Below are 17,135 nucleotides of genomic sequence, written 5' to 3'. Positions count from 1 at the left end.
CTCGCCTTTGCGCGCTGCGCATCCATAGGACGTCCGATGCCCATCGCCCGCCGCGCATCGCGGCAGAGCCTCCCGGGGCGGGCCGCGATGGCCCCGGCCGCTCAGGCGCGGAGCGCTTGCCCCGTCGCGCCCGCCGGCTTCCGAAGCCCGCCGTCGTCGCTCGGCTCGATCGCCCAGTCCAGGTACTGTTCCGACCAGCGACGGCAACCCCTCGCGCCAACCGCGAGCGAGCCGAGGTGTCTCCCTGCTCCTGGTTGCGCCGCTGCACACGCTCACGGCGCAGCTCGCGAGGCGCATCCAGTACGTGGATGGTCCGCCGGTGCCCCCCCGGCGTGGAGCCCCGATCGCCTCGAACCCCGGGGGTCCTCGACCGCCATCGTGATAAGCGTCGCCGCACCATGCAGGCGCCCGACAGCGACCCCCCCGCGCCCCCGGCTCCGCTCCAGGACAGCGCCCCCCCGGCCCCCCGAACCGCGGAAGCCCCCGCGCGCCCCGACCGCGGCGCCGCCGCCTCCACGCCCCCGCCGCCCCGCCGCTGGGCCGTCGGGCTGCTCAGCGCCCTCCACGCCCCCGTCTTCACCTGGGCCGCCCTCTCCCTCCCCTTCCGCCCGTGGACGCTCTTCGCCGTGGTCACCGCCGCGCTCGCGTTGCTCCACGCCGCGACCGCCGCGCTCTCGCTCCTCCCCCACCCCCTCGCGCCACGCGCCTTCCGCGCGACGTCCTTCACCTCGCTCGGCTACCTCGCCTTCCTGAGCTTCGGGCTCCTCTCCTCCGCCGTCTACGTCGCCTCGCTCAACCGCGGCCTCGGCACCGGCATCGCCGCGGCGCTGCTCGCGGTCTGGGCGGTCGTCGCGCTCCTCACGCTGCCGCTCGCCTGCTGGGGCGTCGCATCGACCGGCGGCCTCCGCCTGCTCCGCCCGAACCGCCGGCCCTCGCCCGCGCTCGCCGCGCTCGCCGCGCTGGCGCTCCTGGCCGCGCTCTCGCTGCTCTTCCGCCACCGCGTCGCCAAGGCCGACGTCCTGCCCGTGCCCGGCGGCGCCCCGTCGCGCACCGGGGCGGCGCTGCGCGAGGCGCTCTCGTCCTTCGACGCGCTCCCCGCGCCGCCGGCCAAGGCGCCGTCGCTCATGACCACGGCGCCGGCCGCGTGCGCCGCGCCCCCGGAGCCCGACCGCCCCACCCTCGTCGTCACCCACCTCGCCCGCGCGAAGGAGCCCGAGAGCGCCGCCGTCGCCACCCGCTGCCTCCAGCCCGCGCCCGGCGACGACCCTGCGGCGGCGCTGCGCGGCGCGCTCGCCGAGGCGCTGCGCGGCCCCCTCAAGATCGACGTCGTCTCGGCCGTGCAGCCGCTCGACTCCCCCGGCCCGGGCCTCGCGGGGCTGTCGCTGCGCCCCGGGCTCGACGGCATCTGCCTCGCGGAGCGGTGCCTCCTGCCGTGGCAGCTCATCGCGCTCGACGCGTTCAACACGAACGCGCCGCTCGCCGGCGTCCCCGACTTCCGCTTCGGCGTGGACCTCGCGGTCCTGCGCCGCGCCCTCGGCGAGCCCGAGCCGCCCGGCGGCCACGGCCCCGCCGGCCCCGACGACGCCGCGCTGAGGAGCGGCCTCGCGCGGATCGAGACGCTCAGCTACGCGGTCGACGCCGCGGGCGAGCTCCACCTCCTGTCCCGGATCGGCGAGCCGTCGGTGCCGCTCACCGAGGCGACCGCCCAGCGGGCGGCGGCCGCGGCCCAGCGCTACATCCTCGGCGCGCAGCGGAAGGACGGCATGTTCCGCTACATCGTCGACCCGTTCACCGGGCGCGCCTCGTTCGACGGGTTCTCGATCGCGCGACAGGCCGGCACCACGCTCGCCCTGTGCGAGCTCGGGAGCGGCGAAGGCGGCGCGCCGGCGCCGCGGGCGCTCGGCAAGGCGGTGCAGCGCTCGCTCGGGCTGCTCGCGAAGCTGGAGCGCAAGGCCGGCGAGGGCGGCGCCGTCGGCGCGCTCTTCTACCCCGCCGACAGCCCCGGGACGGTCGCGAACCTCAACCCCACGGCGCTGAGCCTCGTCGCGTTCCTCTCGTGCCGCGACGTCGTCGGCGACGCGCACGACGCGCTCATCGGGCGGCTCGCCCGCATGGTGCTCGCGACGCAGCGGGACGACGGCGGCTTCGCGCCGCAGCTCGACCTCGCGCGCGTCGCGCCGATCCTCGGCCCGACGCAGCTCTACGAGGGCGGCCAGTCGGTGCTCGCGCTCACGCTGCTCGAGGCGCTCGCCGCCCGCGAGCCGAGGCCCGAGCTCCCGCCCGCCGCCGCGGTGCGCGCCGCCGTCGACCGGGCCATGGACCACTACGCGAACCGCTACTGGGACCATTTTGCTAGTGATTTCGTATACATGGAAGAGAACTGGCACTGCCTCGCGGCGCGCGCGGCGCTCGGCCACCACCGCCGGGACGACTACGAGCGGTTCTGCCTCGACTACGTGGCGTTCAAGTCGCGGCTCGTGCTCGACGAGGACAGCGAGGTGGCGCCCGATCTCGTGGGCGGGTACGGGTTCGGCAACGTGCTGCCGCCGCACAACACGTCGACGGCGGGGTTCGGCGAGGCGCTGGCCGCGGCGATGGCGGTGAAGGAGGGGCGCGGCGAGGATCTCACGCGGGACCGGGCGCTGATGCAGCGGGTGCTCGGCTTCCTCGTGCGGCAGCAGTGGTCGCCCGCGACCTGCTTCGCCTGCAGCCGCGGCGTGATCATCGAGGGCGGCTTCAGCGAGAGCATGGCGTCCCCCCGGATCCGCATCGATTACGTGCAGCACGCCTGGGCCGCGCTCGGCCACGGGGGCAGGATGCTGGGGCTCGTGCCCGGGCGGAGCGCGCCGGCGGCGGGGCCGCTGTGAGCGCGGGCGGCGGGGCGGCCGGGGACGCGGCCGCCGGCGGTGGGGCGGCCGGGAGCGCGGCCGCCGGCGGCGGGGCGCGCCCGGGCGAGGGCGCTCGATGGGGCGAGCGCAAGGCCTACGCGTACGGCGTGACCGCGGGGCTCGTGCTCCTCATGCTCGCCCCGCTGTTCCGCCGCCCTCCCGTCGACAGCTTCCCGCTGTCGACCTACCCGATGTTCTCGTGGGGTCGCCACGACGCGCGCACCCCGGTGGAGCGCGCCATCGGCGTGGACTCCCGGGGCGAGCGGCGGCCGATCCCGCCGCGCCTCGTGGGCAGCGAGGAGGTGCTGCAGGCCAAGGCCACGCTGGCGCAGAGCATCCGCCAGGGCGCCCGCGCGGCGCGCGCGCTCTGCCGCGGCATCGCGGCGCGCGTCGCGGAGCAGGACCGCTACGCGGACGTCGTCAAGATCGAGATCCGGACCGACACCTTCGACGCCGTGGCGTTCTTTGACGGGCAGGAGGCCCCGGTCGACTCGAAGCTCCACGCGACCTGCAAGGTGGGCGCGCGATGAGGCGGCTCCTCGACCGGCTCGACCGCGCCTTCTTCGCCGAGGCGCCCGCCGAGCGGCTCGCGATCCTGCGGCTCCTCGTCGGCGGCTTCGCCCTCGTGTACCTCTGCGTCCGCGCGGTGCACCTCCAGGGGGTGGGCCACCTGCCTCCGGGGAGCTTCAGGCCGATCGGCGTCGTCTCGGTGCTGTCCGCGCCGCTCCCTCTCTGGGCGGTGCGCGCCTTGATCGGCGGGGCGATCGCGGCCGGCGCGGCCTTCGTGGCCGGCTACCGGTTCCGCGTCACGGGGCCGCTCTTCAGCGCGCTGCTGCTCTGGGTGCTGACCTACAGGAACTCCTGGGGCATGGTGTTCCACACCGAGAACCTCCTCGTGCTCCACGTCATCGCGCTGAGCCTCGGCGCGGCGGCCGACGCGTTCTCGCTCGACGCGCGGGCCGCGCGCCGCGCGGGCGTCGCCCCGCCGGCGCCGGACGGCCGCTACGGCTGGCCGATCCGGCTGTTCTGCGCGATCACGGTGACTTCGTATTTCATCGCGGGCGTCACCAAGCTCCGGAACAGCGGGCTCGACTGGGCGCTGAGCGACATCCTCCGCAATTACGTCGCTTACGACAACGTGCGGAAGATCGCGCTCGGCGACACCCATTCTCCGCTCGGCGGCGCGCTGGTCCGCTACCGGTTCCTGTTCCCGCCGCTCGCGCTCTGCAGCCTGGCCATGGAGCTCGGCGCGCCGCTCGCGCTGTTCAGCCGGCGCATCGCCGTCGTCTTCTGCGGCGCCGCCTGGCTCTTCCACCTCGGCGTGCTGCTGACGATGGCGATCCTGTTCCCCTACCCGCTGCTCGGCGTCGCGTTCGCGGGGTTCTTCGAGCTGGAGAAGCTGCGCGATCTGAGGCGCCCGCGCCGCGGGGCTACCACCTGATACGGCCCCTAGCGCAGCTTGTCGCTCAATAACTTCACCCGAGCTGCAAGCACCTCGTTCGCATTCGCTAGCGCGATGGAATGGGCCTCCGCCAGCGTCTCCCTCGCCTCCTGGGTCCGATCCTGAAAATACCGCATCATGCCCAGAAGATACAGAGATTCACCCAGGCCCGCCGCATCACCCGCATCGCGCCAGCGAGCCACGGCCAGCTCGAACCAGCGGGCCGCCTCACCCCTGTAACCAGGGCGTTCTGGGAGGCGGAGCTCGACGTCGCCGAGCGCCGTCATCGTACGTGCCTGGGCTGCCAAGTCCCCTGTTTCCTCGTATACGTGCAGCGCCTCCTCGTACTCTCGCACGGCCCCCTCCCGGTCCCCGCTCCGGTCGCGCACTGCGGCACATCTGAAGAGCAGCGAGGCTTCCCACGAGCGGTTCCCGAGCTCGCGCGCGAGTTCCAGGGCCGCGTCGTAGGCGTCACGCGCGAGCGCGAGCGCGTTCATAGATGCATGCACATCGCCGAGGCGGGCGAGCGCCGTCAACTCGCCGAGCTGGTCACCGAGCTCGTGGTAGAGTGGAACCGCCTCTTCATAGGCCTCTCGAGCCCGGAGCGGCTCGCTCCGGCTCAGCGATAGCTCTCCCAGCGCCTCGTGGGCAGCCGCCTCGTTCTTCCGAGAGCTGCGCTCCCGGAACAACGACAGAGCGTCCTCGAAGGCCTGGCGCGCATTCTTGAAACTGCCTTCGAGCTTCCAGAGCCGTCCAAGGGAAAGCAGTATGGTGCCCCTGGTGACCGGCTCCTTGGCGTCGCCGAGCGCGGCGAGTGCCTGCTCGTACGCAGCCCGTGCTCCCTCGGTTTGATGGAGCTCCATCCGGGCGTCGCCGACAGTTTTCAACGTCGCACACTCTGAAACTCGCATCCCAAGGGCGCGAAAATGCGGCGCGGCCTCTTCGGCGAGCTCCAGAGCCGCGTTCACGCGTCCCATCATAAGCATGACCGTAGCGAGACTGCTCAGACAGGCAGCAAGGCCCATTCGGTTGCCGGAGGCCGCCGCCAGTGAGCGCCCATGCTCGAGCAACGCCGCCGCTTCATTCCATCGATGAAGCAGGACGCGAGTGAATCCCGCGCCGTGAAGGGCGTTCACGGTCGCCTCCAGGACAGCGCCGGAACGTTCGAGCAGGTCGCTCGCAGCGTCGTAGATCGCCGCGAGCCACTCAATTGACGCTACGTCCATGTTCTCGCCGTGCTGGACGTCGTCTTTCGTCGATACCTCGAGCAGGAGCAGCCCAGCTGCCAGCAGATCATCGCGCGTCCAGGCGCTGTCCTCGCGCTGCTGGAGAGCTCGGAGCAGGACTCGGGCGCCCATCTCGGTATCGCCGCGCTGGATCATCTCCTGCGCCTGGCGGATGATCTTGGCCTGGGGCTCGGGCAGGCTGGATGAGTGTTCATCGCTCGTACTCAGCGTCTGGGGAGGCACGAGGTCCACGCCAGCCTGCACGGACACCCGACGCTCGTCAGGAAACAGGCCGGGCGCCAGCTCCGCGATACTCCCCTCGAACCGCCGCTGCGCAACTACCTGCACCAGCGCCCGCCGGAGCATCTCCTCGTTCCGGAGCACGTCGAGCAGCGGTACCACTCCTCCCCGATCGGCGAGCCCCGCCTTGTACAGCGCTTCGTACTCCTCGTCGCCAAGCGTCTCGCCCCTGCCGATCGCAACGAGCGCGCGCACGGCGCTCTCCGCGGCTCCCGTCGTGAACCGTCCCGCAATCACGCGGCCCACGGCCTCTGCCTTCGACGCGTCGAGCCCCTCGCCCTGGGCCTCCACCTCGACCATCGCCTCGGCGGCGTCCACGAGATCGATCGGGCTAACCAGCCTGGCCGAGAGCTCTCGCAACGCATCAGCGACCTCCTCGTGCGTCCCCACCGGCCGCTCGTCGAGCAGCCGGTCCATGATGCGGTGGAGCACCCCGATCTTCAGCGGCCCCAGCCACGCCTCCGCGGGCAGGCTGACCTCCTGATCGAAGTCGTACAGCGTGAGCCCCGGCGTCATCTTGCTGCCGTCGAGCACGACCGCCTCCGGATTCACCACCGGGACGGCGTCGATGCGCCACCACACGAGCACCGAGCTCGGCAGGTTGATGCGGCCGGACACCAGGGAGTGCCGCTCCGCCCAGCGGAGCTGAACCAGCCTCAGTTCCGGTTCGAGCGCCCGGAGCGCCTGCGCGAGCAACACCGCGAGACGGTCGCGGTGCGCGCGCGGGAGCCCGGACGGCATCACCCACGGCCGCGGCAGATCACCGCTCTGGACGGCGAGGCGCGGAAAATGATCGCCGGCAAACAGGCGCACGCGGCCTCCTCAGGGAGCCAGCCCGGCCGCGTGCTCGCAGAGGAAGTGGAGCCCTGGCGAGAGCATGTAACGATCGGGGCTGAGCAGCCAGTCGGGGACCAGCGCGCCGTAACGGAGCGCGCGCTCCCGGAGCTCCTGCGTCACGCCGTGCGTGTCGAGCTCGACGCCTGTGAGGAACTGATGCGGGGCGTGCTTGAACGCCGCCGCCACCCGGCGGATCTCCTCGCCGCGCAGCCCAGCGAAGCGATTCTCGGCGATCCGGAGCAAGGCCTCGCGCAGGCGATCCCCATCATCAGGCGGGAAATCGATGCGCTCGTAGTCGAGATCGGCGAGCCACGAGAGATACCCCCAGGCATTCGTGGTCCACGAGGCAAGCTTCGCTGCCAGCTTCTCGAAACCTGCTTCCTTGAGGGCCAGGCGCTTGTCCTGGCCTGCCGTGCTCATCCGTGTCTTCGCGATCCGGAGGAGCTCCTCGGGCTCCAGGCCTTTCACGACGACCTCGTTCGAGTACAGCTTGCGCAGATCCGCAGACACGAACTCGGTCCGAAGGTTCGCGACGACCACGCAGTCCCGGAAGCCGAGGATGGCCTTCGCCAGGTCCGTGACCCGACGCACGTCTTCCTCTATCTCGGCGTAGCCGACCTGATCGAGGTTGTCGACGAAGAGGACGACGTGCTCCCCGGCGGCGCGGCAATCGCTGAGGAAGTCCTGCACCTTGTCCCTGAGGAACTCGGCGTCGATCGCGCGCTCGTACGACTCCTCGACGGTCCGGACCCGGCCGGCGGCCCCGCTGATGCCGAACTCGACCTGGACGCTCTCTACGAGCTTGGACTTCACCGCAGCGCCGAGCTGGATGTTGCGCGACCACTGGCGAACCTCCTTGACGCTGACCTTCGTGAGCGCGGCAAAGCGCTGGAGCAGCTCCGCGCCCTTCTGCAGCGCTGGGTCGTTCGCGTTCTCCGTGGCTTCGCGGCCGAGGTCGGCTGCGATGCGCTTGAGAACGGCGTCAGGGCCGTGGCCCGTCTGGGCGCCGTCCACGATGACCCGGAGCGCGCCGGGCGACGAGATGACCGTGTCGAGCGCCTTGCGGGTCAGGATCGATTTTCCGACCCCACGATGCCCGCGAACCAGGATCCTCGCCTGCCCAGGCCCCCCAGGCTCCAGGACACTCTTCAGCCTCTCCACCAAGTCGCTGAGGAGCTCCTCCCGGTTCGTGAACAGCGCCAGATCGATGTAGTTGTCCGGCTGGAAACAGGCCGAGCGGGTTGGCTTGGGGCGAGGGGTCATCGAGACGCTCTCCGTACGCCTTCGTGGCTCGCCAGGCTTTCGCACGTCCTCGCCGGGCATTCAAGGTGCGCCGCGCTCCGTCCGCCCGCCTCCCGGCGCTGGCGCCCCTCGCGCCGCTACGCTTCTTCGGCGGGCGCGTCGTCGAACGGCTCGCACACGACATAGATCTTCTTCCCGCTCGGATGGAGCGCGAGCGTCGCGTAGCGCTTGCACGCGACGCACTCCCGCACGTCCGTCGCCTCCCCTCGACGCGGGCAGCTCACCTGCCGTGGCTCCACGCCGCCACCTTCGATCTCGAGCCACGCCAGCTTCTCCGGTGCATCCAGACGACAGTTCATCGCGCCCTCCTCCCGCGGCCATCGGCCGATGCAGGGTCTTTTGCAATCACCGAGCCGCGCGAGGGTGCACCGCGGCACAGGCGAGGCGAGCCGTCCGGGGCTTATCGCGGTCACATCGTCTGCCGTGGATCCCGCGTCCCGCAGCCCTTCGCTCCCGACCCGCCGGTGCGCATCCGGCGGGCCGAGCGGCTGGTCCGCCTGCCGTCACGCACGCTGTGCGCGAAAGGGCGCACGGCGTGCACCAGCGAGGAGCGCGATCTGCCGCGCACGCTGGGCCGTCACGCCGGCGCCCCGGATGGCGCATCGTTTGCTGTGATGTGCGCTGCGGCTCTTCGGAGGGGATCATGATGGCAGACTGGCTCGTCGTGCTGCTGGCGACTGCCGGCGGCGTTGGATCGCTGGTCGTCTGTACAAGACGCCTGCTCGCCCGGCGGCATTACCGCGCCTCGGAGGTCACCCTGGTGTGCCCACGGACCGGTACCCCGGCGCGGTGCCGGCTGGTCGCCGACGGGCGCACGGGGGAGCTCGTCGAGATCACGCGGTGCTCGCTGGCCCCGGACGGGGTGCCCACGTGCGAGCAGGACTGCGTGAAGCTCCTGAACCTGGGCATCCGGCTCGCGCCCGTCGATCCAGCACGCCGCGGCGAGCACGCCGGCGCTCGCGATGCCGGCGACGCCGGCGCTCGCGACGTCGGCGCCGGCGGGCCGCCCGGCCATCCCGCGCCCTGACGCGCGTGGCACGCAAGGCATGCGCCGCCGCGCAATCCCTGCCGCGCGCCGCGCGCCGCGCGGCCGTCGCCGCCGGGGAGCCTCGATGGAACATGGCGTGCTCTCGGCCCGAGATCATGGCTTTCCAGACCCGGACGCTCTCGACACGCTCCTCTGGCAATCTGCCGATCGCGCTTCTCCTCCTGGGGAGCGGCGCCCTCTTGTGGATCCGCGCCGCGCTGCGCGACCCGGGCGCGCTGGAGCTGCTCCCCGGCGCCGAAGGCTGCCTGACCGCCGGGATCGTCGGCGTGCTGCTCGCGCTGCTGCACGGCGTCCCCTACCGGACAGCGCTCCTGTCGATCGCGGCCCCGCTCGTCCTCGTGCAGGTCCTCGCCAGCGAGCTCGCGGGGTCGTCTTTCCTCCCCGTGCTCGGGATCGAGCTCACCGCGCTGGGCCTCTTCGGCCTGCCGCTCTCCCGATTGCCGCGCCGCGACCCTGCCGCGGCCGCTCCCGTCCGCTCGCTGCGCGAGGCGCCCCCGTCGCCCTCGTGAGCCAGCGCCGACAATCAGAGGACGCGCGGCGCATCGCCGGCGTCCGCGCGGCGAACGACGGCCCCGCCCGGGCGGGCAGGGCCCTCGCTGCCGCCGCGGATCAGAACTCGAACTTGTCGAACGAGTTCAGGTCCTTGCACGCGTCGACGAGGCGCGCGGCCACGCCCTTCTCGCCGAGGTGGAGCCAGCCGCGCGGGTCGATGTACTTCTTGTTGGGCTTGTCCTCGCCCTCGGGGTTGCCGAGCTGCGACTTCAGGTAGGCGCCCTTGTCGTCCATGAACTTCTTGATGGGCTGCGTGAAGGCCCACTGCGTGTCCGTGTCGATGTTCATCTTGATGACGCCGTAGGACACCGCCTCGCGGATCTCCTCGCGCGACGAGCCGGAGCCGCCGTGGAACACGAAGTCGACCGGCTTCGCGCCCGTCTTGCGCTCCTTCTGGATCGCGTCCTGGGAGTTCTTCAGGATGGGCGGCCGGAGCTGCACGTTGCCCGGCTTGTAGACGCCGTGCGTGTTGCCGAACGACGCGGCGACCGTGAAGTTGCCGATCGGCTTGAGCGCGTCGTAGGCCGCGAGGACCTCGGCCGGCTGGGTGTACAGCTTGGAGTTGTCGATGCCGCTGTTGTCGACGCCGTCTTCCTCGCCGCCCGTGACGCCGAGCTCGATCTCGAGCGTCATCTTGAGGGCCGCCATCTGCCGCAGGTACTTCTGGCAGATCTCGAGGTTCTCGTGGAGCGGCTCCTCGGACAGGTCGAGCATGTGCGAGGAGAACAGGGGCTCTCCGTTCTTCTCGAAGAACTTCTTGCCGGCCTCGAGCAAGCCGTCGACCCACGGCAAGAGCTTCTTCGCGGCGTGGTCCGTGTGCAGGATGACCGGCACGCCGTAGGCCTCAGCCAGGTTGCGCACGTAGTGGGCGCCCGCGATCGCGCCCGCGATGGCGGCCTTCTCGCCCTTGTTGTCCAGGAACTTGCCGGCGAAGAAGTGGGCGCCGCCGTTCGAGAACTGGACGATGATGGGGCACTTGGCCTCCCGGGCCGCCTGGAGGGCAGCGACCGTGCTGTGCGAGCCGATCACGTTCACGGCCGGCAGCGCGCACTCCACGCTCTTCATGTACTCGAACAGTTCCTGAAGAGCGGAACCAGTGATCACGCCGGGCTTGAGCTTCAACTTGGACATGGCACCTTGAATCCTTGTTCCTTGCTCGGGTTGCGCTGAGCATGCAACGCGGCAACGGAAAGCGGAAGGGTGGATCGGATCCCCAGGGCGGGCGCGTCCGGGTACCATCGCCGAAGCTCCGGGAGCAAGCGGTTTCTCCCGTGCCGCAGCTGCAGACTTGAAGCATCGCGTCACCACCGGTGACCGGCGCGGGACGATGCGGCTCCGAAACCTCCCTGAGATGTCAAGTGCAACCAGCACGCCTGGACGCCACCCGCGCCACGATCGCAAAAACTCGTTCAATTTCAACATGTTAACACTGGCCCAGGGGACGGCTCACGATGGACGCCACCGGGGAGGTGGGCCATGGCGGACCACGCCCCATGACCATCGAATGCGCAACGATCGCGAAAAGGATTCGCACTCGGGTCGCCTGGCTCGGCCTGGCCGCGTCGCTCGTCCCCGGGGTCGCCGGTTGTGGTGATGACGAGCACAGCCCATCCGGCGGCAGCTCGCCATCACCTCCGAGGACACCGAGTTTCGCTTCGCCTCGGACGGCACCGCCTGGTGGACGCGCGCGGACTTCGAGGGCGACGAGTCGCTGTACAACCGCGGCGCGCTCAGCGCAGCCCAGAATGCCAATACGCCCATGATGGTCCGACTCCCGGGCGACCTCTACGTGGCCCTGCACGAGGCCGATAAGCCGACCGGGGAGGAGCGCACGTATCCCAACTTCATGAGCCACGAGGCTCGGCGAGGGGGCCTTCGTCGCCGAGACGTACACGGACGACGCCGAGGCCGACTACGACACGCGCCCGACCCTGGTCGCCCGGAGCCGGTTCCTTGTCACGCCCGCCGACACGCTTGTCGCGGCCATGGAGGCCGGCGGCGGCCAGGCGGTCCGCCTCCGCCCGGCGACCCCCGAGGACACGGCGAGCCTCGAGGTCTACGGTGGCCGACGTGAAGAGCGCCCTCGACCTGGACAGCGTGTCGATGCAGGCGCCGTACGTCTTCGGGTTCACGGTAGAATGATCACCTCACGGTAAGATTGCGCTCGCCGCGCCGCCCGTCCGGAGATCCGCATGCAGGCCCAACCCGCGTCGCCCGAAGAGCTCCTCGCCTCCCTCGCGGAGGCCGCACAGAACCTGCTGTTCCCCAGCGAGTCCGATCACCCGCTGCAGCCGTTCCGATCGCGCGGGGACGCGTCGTCGCCGGACGCGCTGCTCGCGGCCGAGGGCCTCGCCGCGGAGACGCCGGTCGAGGTCACGACCGCGGGCGACTTCTTCGCGCCCGTGATCGAGCCGGCCGAGGACGCGGGCGAGGCGGCGCTGGCCGAGGCCGGGCGGTACCGGCGGCTCGCGGATCTCCTGGAGCGCCACCTGACCGACCTTCGCGTCTACCGCGTGGGGCGCGTCGCGATCGACGTCTACGTCCTCGGCCGCCACCCGTCGGGCGCGTGGCTCGGGCTCAAGACGAAGGTCGTCGAGACGTGATCGACGGAGGGCGCGCCGCTCAGCGGCCGCCTGCGGGCCCGTCGTCGGTGCGCGCCTCGAGCGTGCGCTGCAGCGCCTCGGGGAGGGCGGTCAGCATGTCGTAGCCGGCGCGCCGCTCGATCTCGTCCACCGTCGTGCGGTACTGCCCCCAGCCCTGCTCCAGGATCCCCGTCTCGTTCGGCATCGCCGCCGCGATGACCCGCGTCGCCGGCCCGATGTCGTCCGGCCCCTGCCCCGGCTCGAGGACCACGGCGATCTTGAAGAACGCCTCCGGCACGGCGACGCCCTTGCCGAGGGTGGTCGGGCGCCCGCGCTCGTCGAAGAGGCCGCCGGCGATCACGAACAGCACGCGCCGCTCCTTCTGCGCGAGCTCCTGGCACGCCTCCTCGAGCCGGAGCCACGGACCGGCGTTGAGGTCGTGCCGCTGCGGCAGGATGTTCGTGAGGAGGAACGTCGCCTTGTTGTCGTCGGGGGTTCGCGTCCGCTCCTCGGAGCGGACCATGTGACCGCGATCGAAGCCGGAGCCGGTGTAGTCGTCGTGCTGCACGCGGTACCATCCGTCCGGCAGCGCCGCGTCGGCGAGGAACTTGCCCCGATGGCGGGGCGTGTCGCCGAACGAGGCGGCGTCGAGCCGCCAGCTGACCCAGTTCGCCACGTTCCTGGAGCGGTTGTACGAGAGGGCATACTGGGGCTTGATCATCAGGTGATCGTCGGACGCCGGCGCCTCGGCCCGGGCGGCCCGCGCCCCCGTGCGGGCCGGCACGCCGAGCTCGAGATGGGCGCTCTGCGCCGGCGGCCGCGGCGAGGGCGCGCCCTTCGGCGGAGCGCCCTTCGGCGGCGAGGGGCCGGTGGATCGGCCCGGTGAGGGGGATGGCCCGGGGGGGCGGTCCAGGCCGAGGTCCAGCCCGAGCCCCTCGAGCCCGCGCTCGAGGCCGCACTTGACCCCCGCCGCGCTGAGCCCGGTCACGACGAGGGCGACGAGCGCGACGAGCGCGCGCGAACCCCTGGACTTTCGTTGTCGTCTCTTCGAGCCCACGTGAGCGCTTCCGGCTATCTACGGCAGCGATGGCACCAGCGTCCAGCTCGATGCGCGGCCGGTGCCGGGCGATAGCGGCAGGCGACGCGGAACGTCGCCCTGCCGAGCGCCTTCGGCATGACCCACCAGCCGCCGAGCTTCCTCGGCGCCGTGCCCGGCCTCCAGATCGGCGGCCTGCGCGGCGGCGTGCAGACAGGGCTGCTCGCGAGCGCCGGCGTCGAGCTCCGGCTCCCCGAGGAGATCAAGGCGACGGTCTCGGCGTTCCGGAGCGGCTTCTTCGACCTCGGCGACGCCCTCGGCACTCGGCAACGGGCTGCCCGGCACCGACATCGGCCTCGGGCAGCGGGCGGAGCTGCGCGGCACCGGCAGCACCCATGGGCTGGAGATCCACGCGCATCGCAGCCTGTCGAAGCGGGTCGGAGGGTTCGTGTCCTACCCCCTCTCGCGCTCGGTCCGCCACGTCGGCCGCGAGACCTTCGACTCGGCCTTCGACCGCCGCCACGTGCTCAACGCCGCCGCCGCGGTCGATCTGGGGCGCGGCTGGAAGCTCGGGGGCAGGGCGGTGTTCTACAGCGGCATTCCGATGACGCTCGATTACGACCTCTGGGGGTCGGCGGCGAAGCGAGCTTCTGAGCGGCATTGACCTTGCCTCGGTAGACGCGGTGGACGCGGCGCGCGCGGCGCTCGCCGGGGGACCTGAGGAAGCGCCCGCGCCGTGGTCGAGGATCCTCGTCATCGCCGGCTCTGGCGGGCTCATCCGCGGGCGGCGAATGCAGCATGGCTGCGAAAATCTCATACCGATGCATTGTCCCGGGACGGTGCGTAGACGGCGCCTCCTGGCCATGACGGACAGCGAGAATCCGTGAAGCGTGGCAGTAAAATTATTGCCAGCACAGCAACCGAAACGAGGAGATGGGCTCCGGCATCTGCACGGGACCACGCATCCGCGTCATCCACAGGCGCAAATCATTGCGGGATAACGCAACGATTTGTGCAGCGTCCACGTCGCACGACGGGATGCGCGGCTCGGGCGGCTCACACGGACGACGTACGGAGAACGCAACCAGGACCAAAAGCATTGATAAATACGGTTAAACGGCGGCACGAGCGGCGTTCGTGCGCTACCTTGGTTGTTCAGATGCTTTCTGGTCCAGTGTTTGCGAGCATTGCGAGGTGGTGCTGGAGCTGAGAGACCACGAGATATCGCACCGCGATAGACGCTGCCTCACCTCCAATCACCTACCGCAACCATGAGGGTCAACTGATGAATTTGTATTCCCGCACACTCAGCACGGTTCTCTTCTCGGCGACGCTCGCGGCCACCTCTCTGCCTGCGAGCCAGGCCGAGGCGTCGTCGTCGAGCCAGCACACCCAGGTCGAGCGTCTGGTGTTCCCGGTGACCCTCTCCGACGGCAACACGTACGAGGTGGTCGGCTACCTCTACTATCGCGGCCACACCAAGTATCGCCCCCTTCAGGTGCTCGTCCACGGGCTCACCTACACGCACGCATACTGGGATATGCCGTCGATGGGCGGACGCGACTATTCCTACGCCCGGTACATGGCCAAGGAGGGATACGCCGTCCTGGCGCTCGACCTGCTCGGGGCCGGGGAGAGCAGCCGCCCGGACGGCGACTTCCTCGACCTGGCCCAGACGGCCGAGAGCGTGCACCAGGTCATCGCCGAGATGCGCACCAGCGGCGGGGTCTTCAAGACGCCTTTCAGCCGCATCGCGCTGGTCGGCCACTCGAACGGCGCCATCACCAGCACGCTCGTTCAGAGCACCTACAACGACGCGGACGTCCTCGTCAACACGGGCTTTGCCTTCACGCCGCACCCGATCCCGGTCTCCCCGGAGGCGATCTCGGCGCTGCTGCAGACGCCCTATATCGCGATCCCGCCGGAGATACGCACCGACATCTTCTACGACGCGGCGAACGCCGACCCCGCGCTGATCGACTTCGACAACGCCACCATCGCCGACACCTACACCCGCGGGCAGTTCCTGAGCCTCCTCGCCGTCTCCGGGGACCCCTCGCTCTCCGGCATCCAGGGCGTGACGAGCCCGGTGCTCATCCAGTTCGGGGAGACGGACGAGCTGCAGCCGGCGTCCTATGTAGACTCCGACGCGGCGCTCTACACCGGCGCCGAGCGCGTCACGACCGCGATCGTCCCTCGCACGGGCCATATCCTGAATGGCCATCGCGGCACGCCGGTCGGCTGGCAGCAGATCGACTGCTGGATTCACCACAACATGGGCTGGTAGCGCTCGAGGGGAGACTCTGGCCGGTCGCGCGCTGCCGGCGCTGCGCGGCGCGTCACCCCCTCCCCCCTTCCTGTGAGGCGCTGCCGGGAGCGGCTCGGCGCTCGCGGGGTGCACCGCCACCTGCGGCGCCTGGCCGGCTTGGCGGCGGCTGCCCGGGCTCTATGCTGCCCCCATGCGCGAACGGCTCGCCAAGACGCTCGGGGAGGTCTTCTGGACCGATCTCCGCGCCCACGCGGCCCGCGACGGGATCATCCTCGTCGCGGCCGACCTCGACCTCCTGGACGTCGGCGAGGCCGTCGCCTCGAACGACGCCGCCGCGGTAGAGGCCTGGATCGCGGCCGGCAAGCTGACCAAGCCCACGGCCGAAGATCTCACGCGCTGGCCGCTCCAGCGCGATCTGCGCTTCGTGTCCCTCGTTGTCGCGCCCTTCGTGCTGGTGCACCGGCCGGCCTCGCCGCTGCCCTCCTGAGGCGGGTGAGGCGGCCCCCCCCGTCGGGGCGACCGCGCGAGCGCGCGACCCGCATCGAGGCAAGGAGCCTTGTACCTGCATCCTCGTCCCACGCGCGAGCACACGTGCCCTCCGGCGCTCGGACGCAGCGACCCGAGGCGCGCCGTTGTCGCGCCGTGATATCCTCGCCCGCATGCGCCGGTTCGAGTTCGTGCAGGGGACGAGCGCCAAGTTCTGGATGGCCGACGTGGACGACAGGACGTTCGTCGTCGTCTACGGCCGGCTGGGCACCGCCGGGCAGCGCAAGGAGAAGGCGTTCCCCTCCGCGGAGGCCGCGGCGCGCGAATGCGAGAAGAAGATCGCGGAGAAGCTCCGGGAGGGCTACCAGGAAGTCGGCGCGCCCGCCGCCCCCGCGCCCGCGGCGAGCGCCGCCCCGCCGCCGCCGAAGCTCGAGCTGCCGCCGCGCGTGCGCACCGGCGACGCCACCGAGGCGCAGCGGAAGGCCGCCGTCCACGCGCTGTCCGCGCTCGCGGCCGCGCGCGGCCGGCGGAGCTGGGCCCTCGGCCGCGCCGTCCGCCGCGCCCGCCGCGCGCTCGAGCCGCTCGGCGGGCTCGATCCCGCGACCGACGCGGCGCTGTCGGCCGCGCTGGACGCGCTCATGGCCCGCGTCGTCGCGCCGAGCGCGGCCGATCGGCTGCCGCTCGTGCGCGCGATCGAGCTGCTGTCGGAGCTCGACGCCGCCGCGTTCGCGCGCGCGGTGCGCGACACCTGGAAGGCCCCGCCCGCGGCCTCGCCGGCCGCCGGCGCGCTCGCGCTCCTGAAGCGGCAGCTCGAGGAGCTCGGCGACCCGGAGCTCGGCCTCCGGCTCGGCGCGCTGCTCGTCGATCGGCCGCACCACGGCGCGATGAGCGCCGAGGCCGGGTGGGCGCGGCGATGGAAGGCGCTCTCGCCCTTCCTCGCCGCGCACCTCGCCGGCACCGGGCGGTCGCTCGAGGAGCACCTCGCGGGCCTCGACGCAGGCAGCGATCCGCACGTCGCGCAGCGCATCGCCCGGATGCGCGCGGCGTGAGCTGCGCGCGCGTCGGGCTCGCCGCCCGCGCCCCGTGAGCGCCGCCTCGAGCCGATGTGCGCAGCGCGCGGCGCAGACGTAGGCGGATACGCCACACCGAGGGTCGCCGCACCGAGGCG

General features: G+C 71.6%; 17 protein-coding genes. 11 read left to right on the top strand and 6 right to left on the bottom strand.

The window, feature by feature from the left end; genetic code table 11:
- Positions 1 to 398: 398 nt before the first annotated feature.
- Genes WMF17_RS10080 through WMF17_RS10070 form a run of 3 tightly spaced genes read left to right on the top strand, consistent with a single transcriptional unit; the run spans position 399 to position 4,329 of the window.
- Positions 399 to 2,867 carry a hypothetical protein gene (locus tag WMF17_RS10080; RefSeq protein ID WP_437649080.1) on the top strand — a complete coding sequence of 823 codons (2,469 nt, stop codon included), beginning with the start codon at positions 399 to 401 and terminating at the stop codon, positions 2,865 to 2,867.
- On the top strand, positions 2,864 to 3,418 hold the full coding sequence (locus tag WMF17_RS10075; protein ID WP_437649078.1) for a hypothetical protein: 555 nt from the start codon (positions 2,864 to 2,866) through the stop codon (positions 3,416 to 3,418). The genes WMF17_RS10080 and WMF17_RS10075 overlap by 4 nt, the downstream gene beginning before the upstream one ends.
- Positions 3,415 to 4,329 (top strand): HTTM domain-containing protein, encoded by a 915-nt coding sequence (locus tag WMF17_RS10070; protein WP_437649076.1) that lies wholly within the window; start codon positions 3,415 to 3,417, stop codon positions 4,327 to 4,329. The genes WMF17_RS10075 and WMF17_RS10070 overlap by 4 nt, the downstream gene beginning before the upstream one ends.
- An 8-nt stretch (positions 4,330 to 4,337) precedes the next feature.
- Here WMF17_RS10070 and WMF17_RS10065 read toward each other — a convergent pair whose 3' ends face one another.
- From WMF17_RS10065 to WMF17_RS10055, 3 genes are all read right to left on the bottom strand, one after another.
- Positions 4,338 to 6,668 carry a hypothetical protein gene (locus WMF17_RS10065; protein ID WP_437649074.1) on the bottom strand — a complete coding sequence of 777 codons (2,331 nt, stop codon included), beginning with the start codon at positions 6,666 to 6,668 and terminating at the stop codon, positions 4,338 to 4,340.
- A gap of 9 nt (positions 6,669 to 6,677) precedes the next feature.
- Entirely contained in the window at positions 6,678 to 7,955 is a 1,278-nt protein-coding gene (locus WMF17_RS10060; RefSeq protein WP_437649072.1) for an AAA family ATPase, read from the bottom strand.
- Positions 7,956 to 8,071: 116 nt separating this feature from the next.
- Positions 8,072 to 8,293 carry a hypothetical protein gene (locus WMF17_RS10055; protein WP_437649070.1) on the bottom strand — a complete coding sequence of 74 codons (222 nt, stop codon included), beginning with the start codon at positions 8,291 to 8,293 and terminating at the stop codon, positions 8,072 to 8,074.
- 344 nt (positions 8,294 to 8,637) lie between these two features.
- On the opposite strand from WMF17_RS10055, the gene WMF17_RS10050 reads away from it, so the two are divergent.
- Together WMF17_RS10050 and WMF17_RS10045 are read left to right on the top strand one after the other, a co-directional pair.
- The gene (locus WMF17_RS10050; protein ID WP_437649068.1) at positions 8,638 to 9,021 is read left to right on the top strand and encodes a hypothetical protein; all 384 of its coding nucleotides are present in this window, start codon (positions 8,638 to 8,640) and stop codon (positions 9,019 to 9,021) included.
- A 116-nt stretch (positions 9,022 to 9,137) separates the two neighbouring features.
- The gene (locus WMF17_RS10045) at positions 9,138 to 9,551 is read left to right on the top strand and encodes a hypothetical protein (protein WP_437601757.1); all 414 of its coding nucleotides are present in this window, start codon (positions 9,138 to 9,140) and stop codon (positions 9,549 to 9,551) included.
- Positions 9,552 to 9,651: 100 nt separating this feature from the next.
- Here WMF17_RS10045 and fbaA read toward each other — a convergent pair whose 3' ends face one another.
- Positions 9,652 to 10,725 carry a class II fructose-bisphosphate aldolase gene (fbaA, locus tag WMF17_RS10040; protein WP_437649066.1) on the bottom strand — a complete coding sequence of 358 codons (1,074 nt, stop codon included), beginning with the start codon at positions 10,723 to 10,725 and terminating at the stop codon, positions 9,652 to 9,654.
- 478 nt (positions 10,726 to 11,203) lie between these two features.
- Between fbaA and WMF17_RS10035 the strand changes: the two genes are divergently transcribed.
- The gene (locus WMF17_RS10035) at positions 11,204 to 11,668 is read left to right on the top strand and encodes a glycoside hydrolase family 97 N-terminal domain-containing protein (protein WP_437651314.1); all 465 of its coding nucleotides are present in this window, start codon (positions 11,204 to 11,206) and stop codon (positions 11,666 to 11,668) included.
- Between the two features lie 118 nt (positions 11,669 to 11,786).
- Positions 11,787 to 12,197 carry a nuclease A inhibitor family protein gene (locus WMF17_RS10030; protein WP_437649065.1) on the top strand — a complete coding sequence of 137 codons (411 nt, stop codon included), beginning with the start codon at positions 11,787 to 11,789 and terminating at the stop codon, positions 12,195 to 12,197.
- A gap of 19 nt (positions 12,198 to 12,216) precedes the next feature.
- Here WMF17_RS10030 and WMF17_RS10025 read toward each other — a convergent pair whose 3' ends face one another.
- Together WMF17_RS10025 and WMF17_RS10020 are read right to left on the bottom strand one after the other, a co-directional pair.
- Entirely contained in the window at positions 12,217 to 13,233 is a 1,017-nt protein-coding gene (locus tag WMF17_RS10025) for a DNA/RNA non-specific endonuclease (RefSeq protein ID WP_437601752.1), read from the bottom strand.
- A gap of 18 nt (positions 13,234 to 13,251) precedes the next feature.
- The gene (locus tag WMF17_RS10020; RefSeq protein WP_437601750.1) at positions 13,252 to 13,563 is read right to left on the bottom strand and encodes a hypothetical protein; all 312 of its coding nucleotides are present in this window, start codon (positions 13,561 to 13,563) and stop codon (positions 13,252 to 13,254) included.
- A gap of 97 nt (positions 13,564 to 13,660) precedes the next feature.
- On the opposite strand from WMF17_RS10020, the gene WMF17_RS10015 reads away from it, so the two are divergent.
- From WMF17_RS10015 to WMF17_RS10000, 4 genes are all read left to right on the top strand, one after another.
- On the top strand, positions 13,661 to 13,876 hold the full coding sequence (locus WMF17_RS10015) for a hypothetical protein (RefSeq protein ID WP_437601749.1): 216 nt from the start codon (positions 13,661 to 13,663) through the stop codon (positions 13,874 to 13,876).
- A gap of 621 nt (positions 13,877 to 14,497) precedes the next feature.
- Positions 14,498 to 15,499 (top strand): alpha/beta hydrolase, encoded by a 1,002-nt coding sequence (locus WMF17_RS10010; protein ID WP_437601748.1) that lies wholly within the window; start codon positions 14,498 to 14,500, stop codon positions 15,497 to 15,499.
- A 172-nt stretch (positions 15,500 to 15,671) separates the two neighbouring features.
- Positions 15,672 to 15,968: a DUF2288 family protein gene (locus tag WMF17_RS10005; protein ID WP_437601747.1), complete on the top strand. Its 297-nt coding sequence runs from the start codon at positions 15,672 to 15,674 to the stop codon at positions 15,966 to 15,968.
- Between the two features lie 172 nt (positions 15,969 to 16,140).
- The gene (locus tag WMF17_RS10000) at positions 16,141 to 17,016 is read left to right on the top strand and encodes a WGR domain-containing protein (protein WP_437649063.1); all 876 of its coding nucleotides are present in this window, start codon (positions 16,141 to 16,143) and stop codon (positions 17,014 to 17,016) included.
- Positions 17,017 to 17,135: the final 119 nt, after the last annotated feature.

It is taken from the genome of Sorangium sp. So ce362 (genome assembly GCF_051519845.1).
Classification (GTDB): Bacteria; Myxococcota_A; Polyangia; order Polyangiales; family Polyangiaceae; genus Sorangium.
Note: the sequence above shows the minus strand (reverse complement) of the source record. Positions and strands in the feature narration are given on the sequence as shown.